At 32.8% G+C, this 18,894-nt stretch carries 14 protein-coding genes and 2 tRNA genes; 6 read left to right on the forward strand and 10 right to left on the reverse strand.

Annotated elements, in window-relative coordinates; genetic code table 11:
• Positions 1 to 2 precede the first annotated feature (2 nt).
• Positions 3 to 128 carry a transposase gene (locus Q4548_RS09355; RefSeq protein WP_303454440.1) on the forward strand — a complete coding sequence of 42 codons (126 nt, stop codon included), beginning with the start codon at positions 3 to 5 and terminating at the stop codon, positions 126 to 128.
• Positions 129 to 281: 153 nt separating this feature from the next.
• On the opposite strand, the gene Q4548_RS09360 is transcribed toward Q4548_RS09355, so the two are convergent.
• Positions 282 to 369, reverse strand: a tRNA-Ser gene (locus Q4548_RS09360).
• Positions 370 to 759: 390 nt separating this feature from the next.
• On the opposite strand from Q4548_RS09360, the gene aroC reads away from it, so the two are divergent.
• Positions 760 to 1,821, forward strand: a complete 1,062-nt coding sequence (gene aroC / locus Q4548_RS09365) for a chorismate synthase (protein ID WP_303454116.1) — start codon at positions 760 to 762, stop codon at positions 1,819 to 1,821.
• Positions 1,822 to 1,946: 125 nt separating this feature from the next.
• Here aroC and murA read toward each other — a convergent pair whose 3' ends face one another.
• The 3 genes from murA to Q4548_RS09380 form a co-directional block, all read right to left on the reverse strand.
• The gene (gene murA, locus Q4548_RS09370) at positions 1,947 to 3,254 is read right to left on the reverse strand and encodes a UDP-N-acetylglucosamine 1-carboxyvinyltransferase (protein WP_303454118.1); all 1,308 of its coding nucleotides are present in this window, start codon (positions 3,252 to 3,254) and stop codon (positions 1,947 to 1,949) included.
• A 9-nt stretch (positions 3,255 to 3,263) separates the two neighbouring features.
• A complete protein-coding gene (locus tag Q4548_RS09375) occupies positions 3,264 to 3,953 on the reverse strand; it encodes a DUF4290 domain-containing protein (RefSeq protein ID WP_303454119.1) in 690 nt (229 codons plus the stop codon).
• A gap of 137 nt (positions 3,954 to 4,090) precedes the next feature.
• The gene (locus Q4548_RS09380) at positions 4,091 to 6,430 is read right to left on the reverse strand and encodes an ATP-dependent helicase (protein ID WP_303454120.1); all 2,340 of its coding nucleotides are present in this window, start codon (positions 6,428 to 6,430) and stop codon (positions 4,091 to 4,093) included.
• 225 nt (positions 6,431 to 6,655) lie between these two features.
• Here Q4548_RS09380 and Q4548_RS09385 point away from each other — a divergent pair, with 225 nt between their 5' ends.
• The gene (locus tag Q4548_RS09385; RefSeq protein ID WP_303454121.1) at positions 6,656 to 8,707 is read left to right on the forward strand and encodes a M13 family metallopeptidase; all 2,052 of its coding nucleotides are present in this window, start codon (positions 6,656 to 6,658) and stop codon (positions 8,705 to 8,707) included.
• 47 nt (positions 8,708 to 8,754) lie between these two features.
• On the opposite strand, the gene Q4548_RS09390 is transcribed toward Q4548_RS09385, so the two are convergent.
• The 3 genes from Q4548_RS09390 to folP form a co-directional block, all read right to left on the reverse strand.
• Positions 8,755 to 8,961, reverse strand: a complete 207-nt coding sequence (locus tag Q4548_RS09390) for a helix-turn-helix transcriptional regulator (protein WP_303454124.1) — start codon at positions 8,959 to 8,961, stop codon at positions 8,755 to 8,757.
• Between the two features lie 2 nt (positions 8,962 to 8,963).
• On the reverse strand, positions 8,964 to 9,545 hold the full coding sequence (locus Q4548_RS09395; protein WP_303454125.1) for a DUF2975 domain-containing protein: 582 nt from the start codon (positions 9,543 to 9,545) through the stop codon (positions 8,964 to 8,966).
• A gap of 154 nt (positions 9,546 to 9,699) precedes the next feature.
• Positions 9,700 to 10,476 (reverse strand): dihydropteroate synthase, encoded by a 777-nt coding sequence (gene folP / locus Q4548_RS09400; protein ID WP_303454442.1) that lies wholly within the window; start codon positions 10,474 to 10,476, stop codon positions 9,700 to 9,702.
• A gap of 149 nt (positions 10,477 to 10,625) precedes the next feature.
• Here folP and Q4548_RS09405 point away from each other — a divergent pair, with 149 nt between their 5' ends.
• The 3 genes from Q4548_RS09405 to Q4548_RS09415 are packed head-to-tail and all read left to right on the forward strand — an operon-like array spanning position 10,626 to position 14,859.
• A complete protein-coding gene (locus tag Q4548_RS09405; protein ID WP_303454127.1) occupies positions 10,626 to 11,162 on the forward strand; it encodes a DUF1599 domain-containing protein in 537 nt (178 codons plus the stop codon).
• A 3-nt stretch (positions 11,163 to 11,165) separates the two neighbouring features.
• Positions 11,166 to 12,131 carry a MauE/DoxX family redox-associated membrane protein gene (locus Q4548_RS09410; RefSeq protein ID WP_303454129.1) on the forward strand — a complete coding sequence of 322 codons (966 nt, stop codon included), beginning with the start codon at positions 11,166 to 11,168 and terminating at the stop codon, positions 12,129 to 12,131.
• Between the two features lie 49 nt (positions 12,132 to 12,180).
• Entirely contained in the window at positions 12,181 to 14,859 is a 2,679-nt protein-coding gene (locus Q4548_RS09415) for a carboxypeptidase-like regulatory domain-containing protein (RefSeq protein WP_303454131.1), read from the forward strand.
• Between the two features lie 202 nt (positions 14,860 to 15,061).
• Here Q4548_RS09415 and Q4548_RS09420 read toward each other — a convergent pair.
• From Q4548_RS09420 to Q4548_RS09430, 3 genes are all read right to left on the reverse strand, one after another.
• A tRNA-Met gene (locus Q4548_RS09420) sits at positions 15,062 to 15,134 on the reverse strand.
• Between the two features lie 122 nt (positions 15,135 to 15,256).
• Positions 15,257 to 17,974, reverse strand: coding sequence for a TonB-dependent receptor (locus Q4548_RS09425; protein ID WP_303454135.1), 2,718 nt, complete (start codon positions 17,972 to 17,974; stop codon positions 15,257 to 15,259).
• A 15-nt stretch (positions 17,975 to 17,989) separates the two neighbouring features.
• The gene (locus tag Q4548_RS09430) at positions 17,990 to 18,790 is read right to left on the reverse strand and encodes a GLPGLI family protein (protein WP_303454137.1); all 801 of its coding nucleotides are present in this window, start codon (positions 18,788 to 18,790) and stop codon (positions 17,990 to 17,992) included.
• Positions 18,791 to 18,894 lie beyond the last annotated feature (104 nt).

The following is an 18,894-nucleotide window of genomic DNA, read 5'->3' on the forward strand; positions in this document are numbered from 1 at the left end:
TTATAAATAGAAGTACCAATGCTGCGGCTGAATCTTTCAATGCTAAAATTAAAGCTTTTAGAGCGCAATTTAGAGGCGTTAGAAATCTAGAATTCTTCCTTTTTAGATTAACCAATATTTTTGCGTAAACACAACAATTTGTCTTGATCCCTAATTATCTAATTCCAATACAAAATTTTGAGATTGGTGGTCAATTTTAATTAATAAACTCTACTTGTAACAAACAAAAAACGCTGTAAAACATAAGTTTTACAGCGTTTTGATTGAGTTTTTCAAACTCTTGGCGGAGAAAGAGGGATTCGAACCCCCGGACCTGTTACAGTCAACAGTTTTCAAGACTGCCGCATTCGACCACTCTGCCATTTCTCCCGAGCGTCTCACGATTTCTCGTTTGCGAGTGCAAATATATAATACTTCTTGTTATTTCACCAACTTTTTATTAATTTTTTTAACTAAAAATATAACATACTAAATTTAAATAAATTACAAGTTCAAAAAAGACACCTCATCTATAACGTAGTTGCTTTAGTACTCAAAATCATAATTCAAAAGGAATTTGATATTAATTCTTGTCCTTTTTTTAAACAACAAGTTTCGATAGTTAGTAACTATTCCATTAAGAAAGAGAGCGTTTTTATAAATTGCTTTTCATAGATAACTGTAGCCACCCTACTTGCAGAACTCTGTCTTATCTAAATTGTTACTAGATTCAAACAAGAATGTTGTAAAATTCCGTAAATTCGCACAAACTTATTTTTTATGGCAAATAAATTTGGAAAGCTGTTTACTATCACCACATTTGGTGAGTCTCACGGACCAGCTATTGGTGGTGTTATAGACGGATGTCCGGCTGGGGTTGAATTGGATTTTGAAGCAATTCAGAATGAATTAGACAGAAGAAAACCCGGGCAATCAAAAATTGTTACCCAACGTAAAGAACCTGATACAGTTGAATTTATGGCGGGTATTTTTGAAGGGAAAACAACAGGTGTCTCTATTGGTTTTAGAATTGTGAATACCAACCAAAAATCAAAAGATTATTCTCATATAAAAGACCAATATCGTCCTTCTCATGCAGATTATACGTACACAAAAAAGTACGGGCATAGAGATTATACTGGAGGAGGAAGAACTTCTGCAAGAGAAACTGCCAATTGGGTAGTGGGAGGTGCTGTTGCAAAACAAGCTATTCCAGATATTAAAATACATGCTTTTACATCTTCTGTAGGAAATATTCATTTGGATACTCCTTACCAAGAATTGGATTTCTCTAAAATAGAAAGCAACATCGCTCGTTGTCCTGATGCAAAAAAAGCTGAGGAAATGATTGATTATATTGGTGAAATTAAAAAACAAGGTGATACTGTTGGTGGTGTTGTTACTTGTGTGATTCAGAATGTTCCTGTAGGATTAGGAGAGCCTATTTTTGACAAACTACACGCTCAATTAGGAAAAGCTATGTTATCTATCAATGCTGTAAAAGGTTTTGAATTTGGAAGCGGTTTTGAAGGAGCTACCATGACAGGAAGTCAACACAACGACTTATTTAATACTGATGGCTCTACCAAAACCAATTATTCTGGAGGAATCCAAGGAGGAATTAGCAACGGAATGGATATCTATTTTAAAGTAGCTTTCAAGCCTGTAGCAACTCTGATCCAAGAACAAGAAACCATTGATAAAGATGGAAATATGGTTACCATGATGGGGAAAGGTCGTCATGATCCTTGTGTAGTACCTAGAGCGATTCCTATTGTAGAAGCTTTGGCTGCAATGGTTATTTTAGACAATATCATGTTAGATAAAGCAAGAAATATATAAAATATTTGGCTTTTAGCCATTTACTCTAAATTAAAAAGCGTGATTTTATAAATATAAAATCACGCTTTTTAATTTAGATTCTGTCAGTTCTTGCATCAAATAGCAAACAACTTCAAAAGGAAAACCTAGTCTATCCTCTCAATTTTAGCACCAACCGCTTGTAATCTTTCTACTATATTTTGATATCCTCTATCTATTTGTTCAACATTATGAATAGTACTGATTCCTTTGGCAGACAATGCAGCTATCAATAAGGAAACTCCTGCACGAATGTCTGGCGATGTCATTGTTGTTGCTTTTAAACTGTGCTCATGATCCATTCCTACCACAGTAGCTCTGTGTGGATCACACAAAATTACTTTGGCTCCCATATCTATCAATTTATCTACGAAGAACAAACGACTTTCAAACATTTTTTGATGAATCAATACCGTTCCTTTTGCTTGTGTAGCAATCACCAATACAATACTCAACAAATCTGGTGTAAATCCTGGCCAAGGAGCATCTGCTACAGTTAACAATGAACCATCTATGTAATTTTCAATTTCGTAAGAATCTTGTTTTGGAATAAAAATATCATCTCCTCTTTTTTCCAGCTGTATTCCTAATTTTCTAAAGACACGAGGAATCTGTCCTAAATCTTTCCAAGAAACATCTTTAATGGTCAATTCAGATCTTGTCATTGCTGCCATTCCTATCCACGATCCAATTTCAATCATATCTGGTAAGACTCTGTGTTCTGTTCCACCCAAACTATCTACACCTTCTATCGTCAATAAATTAGAACCTACTCCGCTAATTTTAGCTCCCATTCGGTTCAACATTTTGCACAACTGTTGTAGGTAAGGTTCACAAGCAGCATTGTAAACAGTAGTAACTCCTTCTGCCAAAACAGCCGCCATTACAATGTTTGCCGTTCCCGTTACAGAAGCTTCATCCAACAACATATCAGCTCCTTGCAATCTGTCACACTCTACACCGTAAAAATGCTCTTCTTTATTGTATCTAAATTTAGCACCTAAATTAATGAAGCCTTCAAAATGTGTATCCAATCTTCTACGACCAATTTTATCTCCTCCTGGCTTAGGAATGTATCCTTTACCAAAACGAGCCAACAATGGACCAACAATCATGATAGAGCCACGTAATTTTTTTCCATCTTCTTTAAATGCTTCTGAGCTTAAATAATCAATATTTATCTCGTCTGCTTGAAAAGTATACGTATGAGCATCTAACTGATTCACTTTGACTCCCATATCTCCTAAGATAGAGATCAACTTGTTTACGTCAATAATGTTAGGAATGTTAGAAATTGTTACTTTTTCTGGAGTTAATAATACTGCACACAAAATTTGTAACACTTCATTTTTAGCTCCTTGTGGTGTAATTTCTCCTTTTAATTCGTGTCCACCTTCTACTTTAAACGTTGCCATAACTTCTAATTATTTGCGATTCTTATGATTGTTGTTTGTGTGATTGTTGTTATGCTTGCGGTTGTTATTTCTTCCGTTGGAATTAGAATTGTTTTTAGTTTGTTGAGAATTCATTCTTCCTGAATTGCTCTTACGCAACAAGGTTGTACTCTGTGCCAGCTCCTCTTCAGAACCTCTCAAGTCTATTTTACCTTTAGAAAGCTCGTTTAAGTGATTGTAAATTACCTCATCATCTACATTGTCTTTGTTCCAGTTTAGGTAACATTTTTTCATGTGATTGGCAATATTCAAAATCAACGCTTCTCTCAACTCTCCTTCTTCCCAACTCAAGGCAACATCAATCATGGTTTGAATGTTGTGTCCATAAAAACGATATTTACTCGCTGCTTTCGGATATTCCAAACGTTCTGGTTTGGCATTTACTTCTTCAGGTGTTAATTTCTCGTAAGGAGACTCTACCTTTAATTGAAATTTAGAGATGATAAATAACTGATCCCAAAGCTTGTGCTTAAAATCAGGTACATCCCTCAAATGAGGCTGTAAATTCCCCATCACATCTATAATAGCGTGTGCCATTTTTTCTCTCTCTTCATCATCTTCCAAAGCCACACAATGATCCACTAATTTGTGTACATGTCTTCCATATTCAGGAATTATCAAAGTGCTTCTTTCAGAATTGTATTCTAAATCAAAACCCATAGTTTGTTTTATAAAATAAGTATTATTTGTTGGTTTTTGATATTTTCAGCCGAAAATAGCTCACCATCAATCAGTAACGCAATAAACAATTAATTCTTTTAATTGAAAAATATATTCCCTGTTAGTTTTGCAAAGTTTTATTCTAAGATGTTCAGTTTGGCAAATTTAGGTAAGATTTTTTTCTTTCCTTCCGTTTCAAAATTCACTTCAACTTTTACATTCACTCCATTTCCTTCAATAGCAACAACTTCTCCTTGCCCAAATTTGGCATGACTCACTTTGTTTCCTATTTTAAAATCTTGAGATGTAGTAGAACTGGTTTGTTCTGCCAACTTGGGAGTCAATTTTCTTAAATTCTGAGGTTGCTTAAATGGTGTGCTCTTTGCTGTTGGCTGCTCTTTGTTTCTGATAGAACGTGAAACAGGCTTACGAAAACGAATTTTATCTCTAGGAATGTCATCTTCATCAAACAATCCTTTGTCAACAAACCTATTGGCTACTACTTTATTTCGCTGTGGTGCCAAATGTTCTAAATAACGCTCGTCTATTTCTTCTAAAAAGCGACTAGATTCACAATCTACCAATTTCCCCCAACGATAACGTGTGTGGGCAAAACTTAAATAACATTGCTTTTCGGCTCTTGTCAATGCCACATAAAACAAACGTCTTTCTTCTTCAAGCTCACTACGAGTATTGATGCTCATGGCAGAAGGAAATAACGTTTCTTCCATTCCCACAATATATACGTATGGAAATTCCAAACCTTTGGCCAAGTGAATGGTCATTAGAGAAACCATAGGCTCATCATCTTCCTTAGTATCTTGAGACGTAGCCAAAGCAACATCTTCTAAAAAAGCAGTCAAACTTGCATCTAAATCCTCTTCTTTTCGTTCTTCAATAAAATCTTTAATTCCGTTTAACAATTCTTGAACATTCTCAACTCTACTCACTGCTTCTGGAGTCCCATCAGCTTGTAAATCTTTGATTAACCCTGCTCTTTTTACCACTTCGTCTGCTACTTCAAAAGCATTGTTTGCTTGAGAAGAAATTTGTAAACTTTCTATCAGCATGGCAAAATTGTTCAGTTTGGTTTTGGTTGCTCCCTGAATTTTGATATCCGTTTGATCTAAATCTTGAATGATTCCAAAAATAGATTTTCCGTAATGATTGGCTGCAACAGTCAACTTATCCATAGTTGTGTCTCCAATACCTCTTGCTGGATAATTGATGACTCTCTTTAAAGCTTCTTCATCATTGGGATTGATCAACAATCTTAAATAAGCCAGTAAATCTTTTATTTCTTTACGTTGGTAAAAAGACAATCCTCCAAAAATCTTGTATTTGATTCCTTTTTTTCGCAAGGCATCTTCCATAGCACGAGATTGTGCATTGGTACGGTACAAAATAGCAAAATCATCATAGGTCATTTGAAGATTCATGGCATTTTCAAAAATAGAATTGGCCACCCATCGTCCTTCTTCTCCATCAGAAAGTGTACGCATTATTTTTATTTTACCACCAGCTTCGTTAGCGGTAAAAATAGTTTTGTCTAAACGTGTTTTGTTTTTTTCTATCAAACTATTAGCAGCTTCTACAATATTGTTTGTAGAACGATAATTCTGCTCCAATTTGAATGTTTTTACATCTGGATAATCTTTCTGAAAATTCAGAATATTATTGATATTGGCTCCACGGAATGCATAAATGGATTGTGAATCATCTCCCACCACACATATATTCTGAAAACGATCTGCCAACGCTCGTACAATTAAATATTGTGAATGGTTGGTATCTTGGTACTCATCTACCATCACATAACGAAACTTGTCTTGATATTTAGACAACACATCTGGAAAACGAACCAACAATTCATTTGTTCTAAGCAACAAATCATCAAAATCCATAGCACCAGCCTTAAAACATCTATCTACATAAGCTTTGTAAATAGCTCCCATTTGTGGTCTCATGGCCATGGTATCTGCTTCAATCAATTCAGGATTGTTTCTATATGCTTTTACAGTGATTAAGTTATTTTTAAACTGAGAAATTCTACCTAAAATTGCCTTGGTTTTATATTGCTCTTTACTTAGTCCCATTTCTTTGATGATGGAATTCATCAAACGAAGAGTATCTTGGGAATCGTAAATGGTAAAACTAGAAGGATAGCCTAACTTGTCTGCTTCGGAACGTAAAATTCTAGCAAACACGGAGTGGAATGTTCCCATCCACAAATTTTTAGCTTCGCTTTTCCCTACAACATCTCCAATACGCTCTTTCATTTCTCGAGCGGCCTTGTTGGTAAAAGTTAATGACAATATCTGAAAAGAATCTACACCATTTTTTAACAAATGGGCAATTCTATACGTTAATACTCTTGTTTTTCCAGATCCTGCACCGGCAATAATAATCATAGGCCCTTCCATTTGCTCAACGGCTGCACGTTGTGGCGGGTTCAATCCTTCTAAATAATCTGACACTTGACTTGTTTTTTTTAAGTAGGCTAAAATTAAGAATTATTTAGGGAATGATGAGTGCATCTTTTTTGTTTTCTAATTTGATCTTTTAAACGTGTACTTAGAGTGCATTTAAACTTATATTCTTTCAAAAGCATAGAGGTTTCATCAAAAAACATAGAAACTACGATATCTCAGTTTATAAAAGTTACTCTATTGTTATATTTGAAAAAAAACCACCTCTTAAATATGAATCAAATAAAAATGACTGCTCTAGCAGCAAGTCTTTTGGCTATTTCTTGTCAAAACAAACAAGCTACAAAAGACCAATACGCTAATATCAACTTATCTTACGTAGATACTACGGTAAGTCCTAAACACGATTTTTTTCAATTTGTAAATGGTAAATGGATAGACAGTGTTCAAATTCCTGATGACAAAACCACGTGGGGAGGGTTTAATGAATTAAGAGAATTGACAGATAAAAATGTATTGAGTTTAATTGATAAAACTATTGAATCAAACGCTTTAGACCCAGAATCTGATGAAGCCAAAGCCATTAATTTATACAAAACAATTGTGGACACAGCATCTAGAAACAAATATGGAATGCTTCCTATTGTAGAAAATATTAAAAAAACCAATGACATTAAAGATTTAAGCAGTTTACAAAATTATATTGCTGAAACTCAAACAAAAGGTCAAGCTAACTTTTTTTATGTTAGCGTTGGTGCGGATGCCAAAGACAGTAATAAAAATGTACTGTATGTAGGGCCTGGGCAAATTGGACTCCCTGATAGAGATTATTACATTTCTGAAGAAAAAGATTCTAAAGAGAAAAAAGCAAAATACGAGACTCATATTGTTAAAATGCTTCAGTTTTTAGAGATTAAAGAAAATGAAGCTAAAAAAATGGCTACAAATATAGTAACGTTAGAAACGGAAATGGCAGCTGCAAGATTGGATAAAGTAGCTCGTAGAGACCCTAAAAAAAGATACAACCCAATGAGTGTTGCTGATCTTCAAAAATTATCTCCAGCTATACAATGGGAACAACATTTTAAAAATATTGGAATTCAACAACTAGATTCTGTGGTAGTATCAGATGTAGCTTATTTTAAAGATTTAAACACAATTCTAAACAAAAACAAAGTTGATAGCTGGACAGCATATTCACAATGGACAATTTTAAACAATGCTGCTTCTAAATTATCAGAAGCTATAGAAACAGAACATTGGAATTTTTATAGCAAAACACTTAGAGGTGCTGTAAAACAAGAACCTAAAGAAAAAATTGCTGTGAACGTTGTAAGCAATAGCATTGGTGAAGCTTTAGGGAAATTATATGTGAAAGAATATTTTCCTCCACAGGCAAAAGAAATCATGGAAGATATGGTAGCAACACTTATAGAAGCTTATAAAATTAGAATTGATGCTTTGACTTGGATGGATAATCAAACCAAAATAAAAGCAAAAGAAAAATTAGAAAAAGTAACCGTTAAAATCGGATATCCTAACGAATGGAAAGATTATAGTGCTATAGACATTAAATCCCCCGAACAAGAAGGAGATTACTACACAAATATTCAGAATATTAGCAAATGGAATTTTAAAGAAAAAATAGCAAAATTAAGCAAGCCTGTTGACAAAACCGAATGGCACATGTCTCCACAAACTGTAAACGCATATTACAATCCATCATACAATGAAATTGTATTCCCTGCCGCTATTTTGCAAAAACCTTTCTTTGATTTTAAGGCGGATCCTGCTATCAATTTTGGTGGAATTGGAGCTGTGATTGGTCATGAAATTTCTCATGGGTTTGATGACAGTGGAGCTGATTATGATGCTGACGGAAATTTAGTGAACTGGTGGACAGAAAAAGACTTAGAGCAATTTAATGTATTGGGTGAAGAATTGGCTGCACAATATAGTAGCATTGAAGTTTTACCAGAAACATTCATCAACGGAAAATTCACTTTAGGAGAAAACATTGGAGATTTAGGTGGTGTAAATGCTGCTTTTGATGCTTTACAGATTCATCTTGCAAAAAACGGAACAATTGCAGATATTGATGGATATACTCAAAATCAACGTTTTTTTATGAGTTGGTCTAATGTTTGGAGAACCAAAATGAGAGACGATGCTTTAAAAACTAGAGTAAAAACCGATCCACATTCTCCTGGAATGTATAGAGCTACACAGCCTTTACTAAATATTGATGCTTTTTACCAAGCATTTAATATTACAGAAAAAGACAGCATGTATTTACCGATGGAGAAAAGAGTTAAGATTTGGTAATATTTTAAAAACAAAAAGAATAAGGCTATTTTAAATTTAAAATAGTTTTATTCTTTTCTATACTCTAAAATGTCTGCTGGTTGACAATCTAAAGCTTCACAAACTGCATCTAGAGTAGAAAAACGAATGGCTTTGGCTTTGTTATTTTTTAAAATAGACAAGTTTGCTAGAGTTATTCCTACTTTTTCTGCAAGCTCAGACAAAGACATTTTTCTCTTTGCCATCATCACATCTAAGTTTACAATAATTGCCATGATTATACAGTTAGTTTATTTCCTTCCTCTAAATTATTTCCTTCTTTAAAAACCTCAGCCATAATATATGAGATTAAGGATAAAACTAAAATCTTATACGAAACTGAACATGAAATTCTTGCTCCATTTTTAAAAGTATAATAAGTAAACATCGTGATTACAGAAATAAACAATAAATATTTTCCTATTTTTCTAAACGATAACACATTGTTTTCTTGAAAAGTTTTTACTGCTTTAACAGATTCTATAATTGCTTGAAACTCTTTAACACATAAAAAAGTAAACCAAAATAACAACGAAGTCTTTATAAAATTAAAATACAAAGAACTAATTTTCATTTTATCTAATGTTAATTCTTGAGACTGACTAGAACCTTCTTTTTCTTTTATATAATCCGAATATTTATATTGTAAGAAAGTTCCATCATCCACCGTTTCAATATTAAACTTCACTTTTTCATAAGAAGATGGATTCATTTGTAGATGCACAAATACTCCTGTAAATATTAAAAAAATGACAATATACGATACGCGAATAATTTTACAAATAACGATAGCTACTTTAAGAAGTGTGTTTTTTTTCATAACAATTTAGTTTTTATCAGCACCACAAACATACTAATGAAAAACAACAAAACAATAAATTTTTATCGTTTTTCAATAAAAACAGATTTATTATCAACAAAAAAAACATCTCGACTCCGCTCGATGACCAAGGTGTTCGAGCGCAGTCGAGAATTTACACATTCTCTATCAACCTAAAAAGTTTAACTGCTTCTACAGCTTCTTTTACATCGTGAACACGTAAAATTTGAGTTCCTTTTTGCAAAGCAATAGTATTGGCAACTGTAGTAGCATTCAAAGCTTCTTGTGGAGAAATATTTAAGGGCTTGTACAGCATAGATTTTCTTGAGATTCCTGTCAACAGAGGCAATTCCATTTCTTGAAAATAATCTAAGTTTTTGAGCAACTCATAATTATGCTCTAAAGTTTTCCCAAAACCAAAACCTACGTCTAAAATCACATCATGCACATGTAAAGTATTTAATTTTTCAACTTTTTTAGACAATTCATAAAACACTTCTGTAACTACATTTTTATAAACTGGTGCTTCTTGCATATTTTGTGGGTTCCCTTGCATGTGCATTATTATATAAGGTACTTGCAAATTTGCAACTGTTGTAAACATTTCAGCATCCAAATCTCCACCAGAAATATCGTTTATCATACAAGCCCCTGCCTCAATACACTTTCTGGCTACTTGACTACGAAACGTATCTATAGAAATGAAAATCTCTGGAAAATGTTGTATTAACAATTGAACCACAGGAACAACACGATTGATTTCTTCATCAACAGAAATATGTTTGGCTCCTGGTCTAGAAGAATATGCACCAACATCAATAAAAGTAGCACCATCACTCAACATTTTTTCTACTTGATGTAAAATAGTTTTCTCATCTTTATACATTCCTCCATCAAAAAAAGAATCTGGAGTAATGTTTAAAATCCCCATCACTTTTGGTGTTGACAAATCGACTAATTTTCCTTTGCACTGAATTGTAGGGTTGATTTTCAAAATACTTTTGTCTTTAGTTAAGCGTTTGGTAATTGTTTATTAAATTCGTTTTCGATATCGAAAATACTCAAAAAAATACACCCGCAATGTCTAACACAGATAAAGAATACGATAAAATAATAGTGACCTCTCAAAGTTTATTTACCAAAAAAATGAGTGATTATGGTAGTGCATGGCGAATTTTGAGATTGCCTAGTTTAACAGATCAAATTTTTATCAAAGCTCAACGCATTAGACAATTACAAGAAAATGAAATTAGAAAAGTTGATGAAGGAGAAGTTTCTGAATTTATAGGTATTATCAACTACTGTGTCATGGCATTGATTCAGATAGAAAAAGGAATTGCAGATCAGCCCGATATGGAAACTAAAGAAGCAGTTGAACTGTATGAAAAACACATCAAAATCACCAAAGAATTGATGATGAATAAAAATCATGATTATGGAGAAGCTTGGAGAGATATGCGTGTGAGTTCTTTAACAGATTTAATTCTACAAAAATTATTACGCGTAAAACAAATAGAAAACAATCAGGGAAAAACATTGGTTTCCGAAGGAATTGATGCCAATTACCAAGACATGATCAATTATGCTGTTTTTGCTTTGATTCACCTAACTTTATAAGCCATGAAATACATCACTCAATTGTTTAGAATTTTTACAGGAGCTTTGTTTATTTTTTCGGGTTTTGTAAAATTGGTAGATCCACTTGGATCTGCATATAAATTTGAAGAATATTTTGGTGCCGATGTTCTAAATTTAGAATTTTTAATTCCCTACGCGTTGCCTTTTGCCATTTTATTGATTCTGGTTGAATTACTTTTGGGAATTTCTCTACTATTAGGGTTTAAAACTAAAACTACACTTTGGAGTTTGTTTGGAATTACCACCTTGTTTCTATTCCTAACCTGGTATTCTGCTTTTTATGACAAAGTAACGGATTGTGGTTGCTTTGGAGATGCTGTAACATTGAGTCCATGGGAAACTTTTTACAAAAATGTAATCTTCATTTTCTTAATAGCTTTCATGCTATTCCAACAAAAACACATTCAACCTATTGTTTCTAAAACAGCAAACAAATGGGTTTTATTCTTATCTTTATTTGCCTCTTTATACGTGGTTTACGATGCGTTGACGTATTTGCCTTTGATTGATTTTAGACCGTATGCTGTTGGAAAAAACATACGAGAAGGAATGGAATACAAAGACGATGGTGAATTGCCTCCTGTTCATGATTTTTATTTAGAATCTGACAACGGTGATGATTTGACAGAAATTATTTTAAACGCACCCAAAGTAATGTTGATTGTAGCCAATGAATTAGAGCATTCAGAAAAAGGAGCTTGGCAAGCCATTGTAACACATGCAAAACAAGCTAAAGAAAAAGGATATTTAGTTTATGGAGTTTCTAGCAGCAGTTCTAGTTTGATGAATGAAACCATTGCAAACAATAACTTACCTTTTGAAATTCTATTTTGCGATGCCACAACAATAAAAACAATGTGTAGAGCCAATCCTGGAATTCTAACCCTTAACAAATCACAAGTTATTTCTAAATATAATTGGAAAAAAATCAATAAAAATGGCCTTTGATTAAACTTTCACTCTTTTTTGGAGTCATAGTCTATATCAAAAACTAACCATGACACTAAAAACTAGAAAAATCCTGATAACAGGTCTACTGTTTCTTGGGAGCATCCTTAGTTATGCGCAACAAATTGAAGTTAAAGGAACTATTATTGATGAAGCAACCAAAACACCTATTGATTTTGCTACTATACAAATAGAAGAAACTAAAAACCATCGTTTGTTGGGTTATGGATTTTCAGATGAAAACGGTAAATTTCAAATAGAAACCGATTTAAAAGATCAAACCGAAATTTCTTTAGTAATTACTTACATTGGATTTACTACCTACAAAAAAGCCATTCCATTAAACAATTCTCATTTAGATATAGGCGAGATAATTCTACACGAATCTACCGAAAGTTTGGACGAAATTGTGATTACTGCCAAGCCTCCTATTTTAATGAAAAATGATACCATGCAATTCAACGCTGGATCTTTTACAACCAAAGAAGATGCTGTTGCAGAAGATTTGCTAAAAAAACTACCTGGAGTCTCTATAGACAATGATGATGGAACCATACAAGTAAACGGAATTGATGTTACTCGTATTTTAGTGAACGGAGAACCGTTTTTCAGCAACAATCCTAAAGTTGCTATGAAAATTATTTCAAAAGATATTATTGAAAAAATAGAAATCACCAATTCCAAAAGTGACGAAGAAGAGTTTACAGGAACCGAAAGTGAAGAGGAAGCAAAAACCATCAATATTATTCTAAAGAAAAAAGACAATGGAAATATTTTTGGAAATGCCACGGGTGGTTACGGAAGCAATAATAGATACGAAGCCAACGCTGTTGTAAACAGAATGCAAGAAAAATCTTTATTTACACTGCTTGCTTTTAGCAACAACGTAAACAAAAACAATTTTAGTTATGATGATGACTCAGATAGCAACTTAGACAAGTCTAAAGCTATTAAAACAGAAAACAATGTAGGACTTAACTATTCTGACAAATTAGACGGTGGAGATAAGGTAAACTTTAACTACATGTTTTCTAATACAGAATACGACAAGGGTACTAGAATAGATCAAAAAGGGTTGATTCCCAACTCAATCAACTACAGCATAGAGAATTCCGACGATATAACACAACAAAACACGCACAATGGTGAGCTAAAATTAACCAACAATGTTTTCAAAAACTTTAGATTGATCACCAATGCAAATATATTTTACAAAGACCGTGATTTTGACAGAAAAAGTGACAAAGAAACCAAAGACGAAGAAGGTGAACTAGTCAATCAAATTAACAGTTCTTACAACCAAAGTCAAACCACTCAAAACATAAAATCTAGCATCAATGCCGTTTATAAATTTGAAAAACTAAACTCATTTATTAGTTATCAAATTGCAACTTCTAACTATAGCTTTAATGCAAATTCTAACAACATATCTACAACCAATATTTTTGGAAACAACCCTAGAGATGTATTTAGAAATCAACAATTGTCACAAAAAAGATTTGACACTAACATCGGGAATACAATTAGATACAACCAACGATTTTTAAAAAGAAATACGATTTCTTACGAGTACTCTTACAAAACAGAAGACAAAGAAGAAAGTAAAGAAGTTTATGATTATGATACTGATGCAAACACACTTACTCTAAATGATGGTTTGACTTTTAACCAACTAATAGACGTAACCAAAAAAGAACATAAAATTTCTTACGACTACAGAAGTAAATCTATTTTTTACAATATAAAGGCTAGCAATTTAAAAACAAATCTTGAAAACAATGAACTGAATAGAGATCTTGGTTTGAAAAAAAGCTTTGATGATTTTCTGTTTTCTACAAAATTTCGCTATGCCATCAAAAGAGGTACCGCAATCAATGCTAGTTATAGAACAAAGAGCATCATTCCTAGAAACAACGAATTGATAACTATTACTGACAATTCAAACCCGCTAAAAATTAATATGGGGAACCCCGATTTAAAAAGAGAGCTAGAACATTTGTTAAGTATCAATTTTCGAACATTTAACCAAAAGAGTAAAATTTATTTCTTTAATAGATTTAGCTATACCAATGTTACTGACAAAATTATTGACAAAACAAGCGTAGACGAAGATTTGGTTACCACTAGAACCTACATTAATAATAGCGACAATAACAAATACAATCTGAATGGAAGTATTTCTAAAGATTATAAAAAATCGCCGTTGTTTTACAATTTCAAACTAAAATGGTATGCTAGTATGGGAGAAAACACACATTACATAAATGACGTGCTGTTTAAAAGTGATTTCGTTACCTTTTCTCCTTCTTTCTATTCTGAATTGAACTACAATGATATTTTAGAAATTTCTCCTAGTTATAGATTACTTTTAGACGAAACCAAATACGATACCGATGTTATACAAGATCAGTCTAACATACAGCATACTTTTGGGTTAGACATTACCACATTTGCTCCTAAAAGATTCACATTATTCAATCAAATGCAGTACAATTTAAACCCTAAATTTCAAGAAGGTTATGGAAAACAATCTTTGGTTTGGAACGTTACAGCTAACTACAGTTTGGTTCCAGAAAAAGCAAAACTAAAACTAACCGTTTTCAATATTCTAAACCAATACAACAACACCACCCGAAGATTGACAGAGAGTAGAAATTCTACCTACACATACGATGTTTTAAAACAATACGTAATGCTAAGTTTTAAATACATCTTTAAAAACACCTAATATTATAGTCTATTCCCAAATTTTAAAAACCACCATTTCTGGTGGTTTTTAGTTCTTAGGCATAACAACCACATGTATCTGCTTTTCTATTAACAAGCAATGCTAAACTAATTCTCAGTTCTGTTAACCAGAATTTATCATTTACAATTACACAAAAGTTTGAATCAAAAAAAAACACTTCAAAATTGAAGTGTTTTTTTAGTAGCGGGAACTGGACTCGAACCAGTGACCTTCGGGTTATGAGCCCGACGAGCTACCTACTGCTCTATCCCGCGATTTGGATTGCAAAGATAGGCAATAACAGTATTGTACGCAACATAAAATCTACCTTTTTTTCATCCTAATTTAACATTTAATTTAGTCTACTGTAGCTTAGATTGTTACCTGCTTATTTTTTTTACAAATTGTATTTAACACTAAGAACTAAATATCTTGGCTGAACATAATACTGGTTGGTACTTGAATAATTTTGATTGAAACTATCATTATTGATCGATTTTGTGTTCAGTAAATTGGTTACTCCTAATTTATATTCCCATTTTGTGTCTTTCTTTTGATAAGCTATGCTCGCATCTAAAAAAGAATATTTATTATCTATAGTATCGTCTTGGTTGGTGTAATTGTACCAATCATAATCTGCTTTTAAAGTAAAACTTTTAAACATCAACCATTCTAAATTTGCAAAAGGTTTGCTTGTATAAAAAGTATTTTCAGCATTTACATTGTTGTACTTGTTAACCGTGTACTGATACCCAACCTCAAAGTTTGGCCAGTTTTTAAAATTGGTTAGCAAACTACCTGTATAGTTTTGTGTAAAGGATTCAGATTTGCTTTGAGTTCCTTCAAAAATATTATACAACTTAGAAAAATTTAAATTCCCTTTAGCATTCGCTTTTATCTTTCCAAATGTTTTTTCCCAACGTGTATTGGCAGAAAAAGTTTCATCTGTTTGGCTAGAATTAATTGGAGTAGAAACTCTGTTGATCTGAGTAAAAATCACATCATTTTTAATAGCATCTTTCTTTTTAGAATAATTTAACGAAGCAAAAATATTGGTATGACTGTACAGACTAAAACTATAATAACTCAGTTTAAAATTTTCATACAATCCATTTTGAATTCCTCCATTTCCTTGAAATAAAGAATTATAATTGTTAAATACATAACCTTCTGCAATTGTATTTACATCCGCATACTCTGCTGTTCTAGAATATGTAAAACGAAGACTTTCTGATTTTTTTATTTGAAAGTTTGCATACAATCTAGGCAAAAGCAATGTTTCGTTGGTTGAATTTGTAACTCCCAACTGCTCGTTTGTCACACCATAATTATGCAATATCAATCCTGGAGTTAACGTAAATTTTCCTAAAGTTACTTTGTACTTCAATCCTAAAAACACGTCTGAAAATGTATATCTTACATCGTCATTATTAAATTCATTTGATGTAAATTCATTTTCAATACCGCTGTCTAAGACTTGAAATATAGAGGAATCAAAAATTTGATTGGTCCAAACATTCCCCACAGTAACATTTATATTACTCGAAGGACTTATTACATAATAATAATCCACTTTAGCATCTGCCTTCGTAGTCTCTATTGTTTTGTCTTGATTGATACTGTAATCTTCTTGTCCATTTTCATACGGAAACAAAGTAGAAAACGGCAAATTATCTGAAGATGGATCTGTTCCCAATCCTAGAAAAGTTGCATTGTAAAAAGGTTGTTCTTTAGACAATAAAAACTGAAGTTCACTAGAAAAAATATGATCTTCGTTTAATGTATAATTGATATTTGCATTTTGTTGAATAGAAAAGGGCTCATCATTTTTAAAACTATTGATGTTATTTTCTACGTTTGAAAAAGAAGATTTTAATTCCCCTTCTTCTTCTTGCTTAGATACTTTTAAAAACAAATCATAATCCAACTGAAAATTTTCATGCGGTTTGTACAGAGCACTAAATTTACCCAACCCAATATGATTGTTTTGATTGGTTGTATTGTCTCTACTCTCTACCAAACCATCATTGTAAGTCAACATTGTTTTTTGGAACATGTCTATATCCGTATTGGAATAGATAAAATAACCACTTACATCCAAACCTTCATTTACTTTGTAATCAAAATTTAAAGCTCCAAATTTGGTCAAAACATCATTGGCTCTGTTTCCCATTAACGATGAAAACCCTAAGTTATCAGACGTTAAATTTAGAGAAGTACCACTGTCTCTAGATGCATTTTTAAAACCTCCTGTAAAGCTAAAATAGTCTCTTCTGGTAAAAGGTATTTCACCAATGTTATTGATGTCTGTAATTACATTCAAACTCTTTTCTGGACTGTAGTAAAACAATTTAGGATGTGCAATGTACCTACTATCCAAACCACCACCTGCAGTGATTTCTCCAAACCAAAAATTCTTTTTCCCTGATTTTAACTTGATGTTAATTGCAATGTTATCCTCATTATTGGTTACATTTCTCAATTGACTGATTTCACTATAATTTTTCAGCACTTCAATTTTATCAATTGAATTAGATGGAATGTTTTCTACCGCCAATTTAGAATCTCCGTCAAAAAAGTCTTTTCCTTCAACCATTACCTTCTGCACCTGCTTTCCTTCTACCTCTATTTGGCCATCGTCATTTACCTCTACTCCTGGTAATTTTTTAAGAATATCTCCTAATTTTTTTTCTGTTCCGTTGCTAAAAGAATCGGCAGCATACATAATAGTGTCTCCTTGTACTTTTATTGGCATTTCATATGTTAACACCACTTTATCTAAAGTATTAATGTCTTTTGACAAACTAAAGTCTTTTACAAGATCATTAACTTCTGTTCTCAAATCCAATTCGTACGTAGTGGGAGCAAAACCCACAAAACTTACTTTTAAACTATACAAACTTCCTTGCTTTAAAGAAATACTGTATTTACCATGTGCACTTGTAATAGAATAAGCCTCTAATTTGTTAGTGTCCTTTGTAAGAGCAATTACACTTGCGGATTCTAAAACTTGTCCTTCATCATCTTTGATGACTCCGGTCACATCTATGGATTGTGCAAAACTGTTAAACGCAAACAAACAGAACAACCACGTTATTTTATATAATGTTTTCATATTTTTCTCTTAAATCTATTTTCTACCTCCTGGTCCGCCACCACCTCTTCTTCTACTCTCCATCATTTCTTTTACCTCTTGCGCTTTTTTTGCCAAAGTGATTTCGTACTTTTCTAAGCTTATCTTTTTTCCTTTGCTAGGTGCTTCTATTTCCAAGTCTTGTCCTCCCAATTCAATTTTAGAACAAGCCAAAACTCTATCTCCAGCCTGTACTTCTAAGATCAACCCTGGCAATCCCCAAAACATTTCTGGTCCATGGCTTACAGGTATTTCTATTGTGTACCAAGCCGTAATAGGTATGCTGATTTCCTTTTCCTCTTCATCACCTCTTGCTGGTAATGTTTTAGTAATGCTTGTGCTAGCTTTAAAACAAGTATAACTTCCAATCATTTTTACCTCATCTCCCTTTTCCCAAGCCCAATCTTGTAGTTTGTCTTTGATTAAAAATTGCTTGTCGTAAATTTCTTTTTGAGCTACCAACTCTTTTGTAGCTATATTTTTATATACAGTTCCGCTGTTCTGACTCATCATCAATTGCATCATTCCTCTTCTTGGATCTGAAGGCACTTCTTGACTATTATCTTGCAACTCTTCAAATAAAGAAATGTCTTTCTCAAAAGTCAGTACATAGTTTTTTACGGACAATTTATTTTGCATCTCTTTAATTCTCTCTTTAGCTCCTTCAGGTATTTTTCTACCTTTCATGAAGTCTGTATTCGGCTGATTTTTTATGATGTAAAAAGCTTTTCCTTGGCTATTCTGAGCAAACAATCCCGTGCTAAAAAGTAAAACACAGGTATAAATGAGGGTTTTCATAAAATCTATTTTTTAGTGACTATTAATTTACAAGCTCAAAGATGTATAAATCAAAAGCCTCACTAAAACAAAGTAGACCAACTGGCTTATTTTATAGATGTATT

The sequence above is a fragment of the Wenyingzhuangia sp. 2_MG-2023 genome (genome assembly GCF_030548295.1).
GTDB lineage: Bacteria > Bacteroidota > Bacteroidia > Flavobacteriales > Flavobacteriaceae > Wenyingzhuangia.

Coding starts and splice junctions, on each gene's coding strand:
- Q4548_RS09390 (WP_303454124.1), bottom strand. CDS start 8,961: ATGGCAATTATTGTAAACTTAGATGTGATGATGGCAAAGAGAAAAATG.
- Q4548_RS09405 (WP_303454127.1), top strand. CDS start 10,626: ATGTCTAACACAGATAAAGAATACGATAAAATAATAGTGACCTCTCAA.
- Q4548_RS09430 (WP_303454137.1), bottom strand. CDS start 18,790: ATGAAAACCCTCATTTATACCTGTGTTTTACTTTTTAGCACGGGATTG.
- folP (WP_303454442.1), bottom strand. CDS start 10,476: ATGGGGATTTTAAACATTACTCCAGATTCTTTTTTTGATGGAGGAATG.
- murA (WP_303454118.1), bottom strand. CDS start 3,254: ATGGCAACGTTTAAAGTAGAAGGTGGACACGAATTAAAAGGAGAAATT.
- Q4548_RS09425 (WP_303454135.1), bottom strand. CDS start 17,974: ATGAAAACATTATATAAAATAACGTGGTTGTTCTGTTTGTTTGCGTTT.
- Q4548_RS09385 (WP_303454121.1), top strand. CDS start 6,656: ATGAATCAAATAAAAATGACTGCTCTAGCAGCAAGTCTTTTGGCTATT.
- Q4548_RS09415 (WP_303454131.1), top strand. CDS start 12,181: ATGACACTAAAAACTAGAAAAATCCTGATAACAGGTCTACTGTTTCTT.
- Q4548_RS09410 (WP_303454129.1), top strand. CDS start 11,166: ATGAAATACATCACTCAATTGTTTAGAATTTTTACAGGAGCTTTGTTT.
- Q4548_RS09375 (WP_303454119.1), bottom strand. CDS start 3,953: ATGGGTTTTGATTTAGAATACAATTCTGAAAGAAGCACTTTGATAATT.
- Q4548_RS09395 (WP_303454125.1), bottom strand. CDS start 9,545: ATGAAAAAAAACACACTTCTTAAAGTAGCTATCGTTATTTGTAAAATT.
- aroC (WP_303454116.1), top strand. CDS start 760: ATGGCAAATAAATTTGGAAAGCTGTTTACTATCACCACATTTGGTGAG.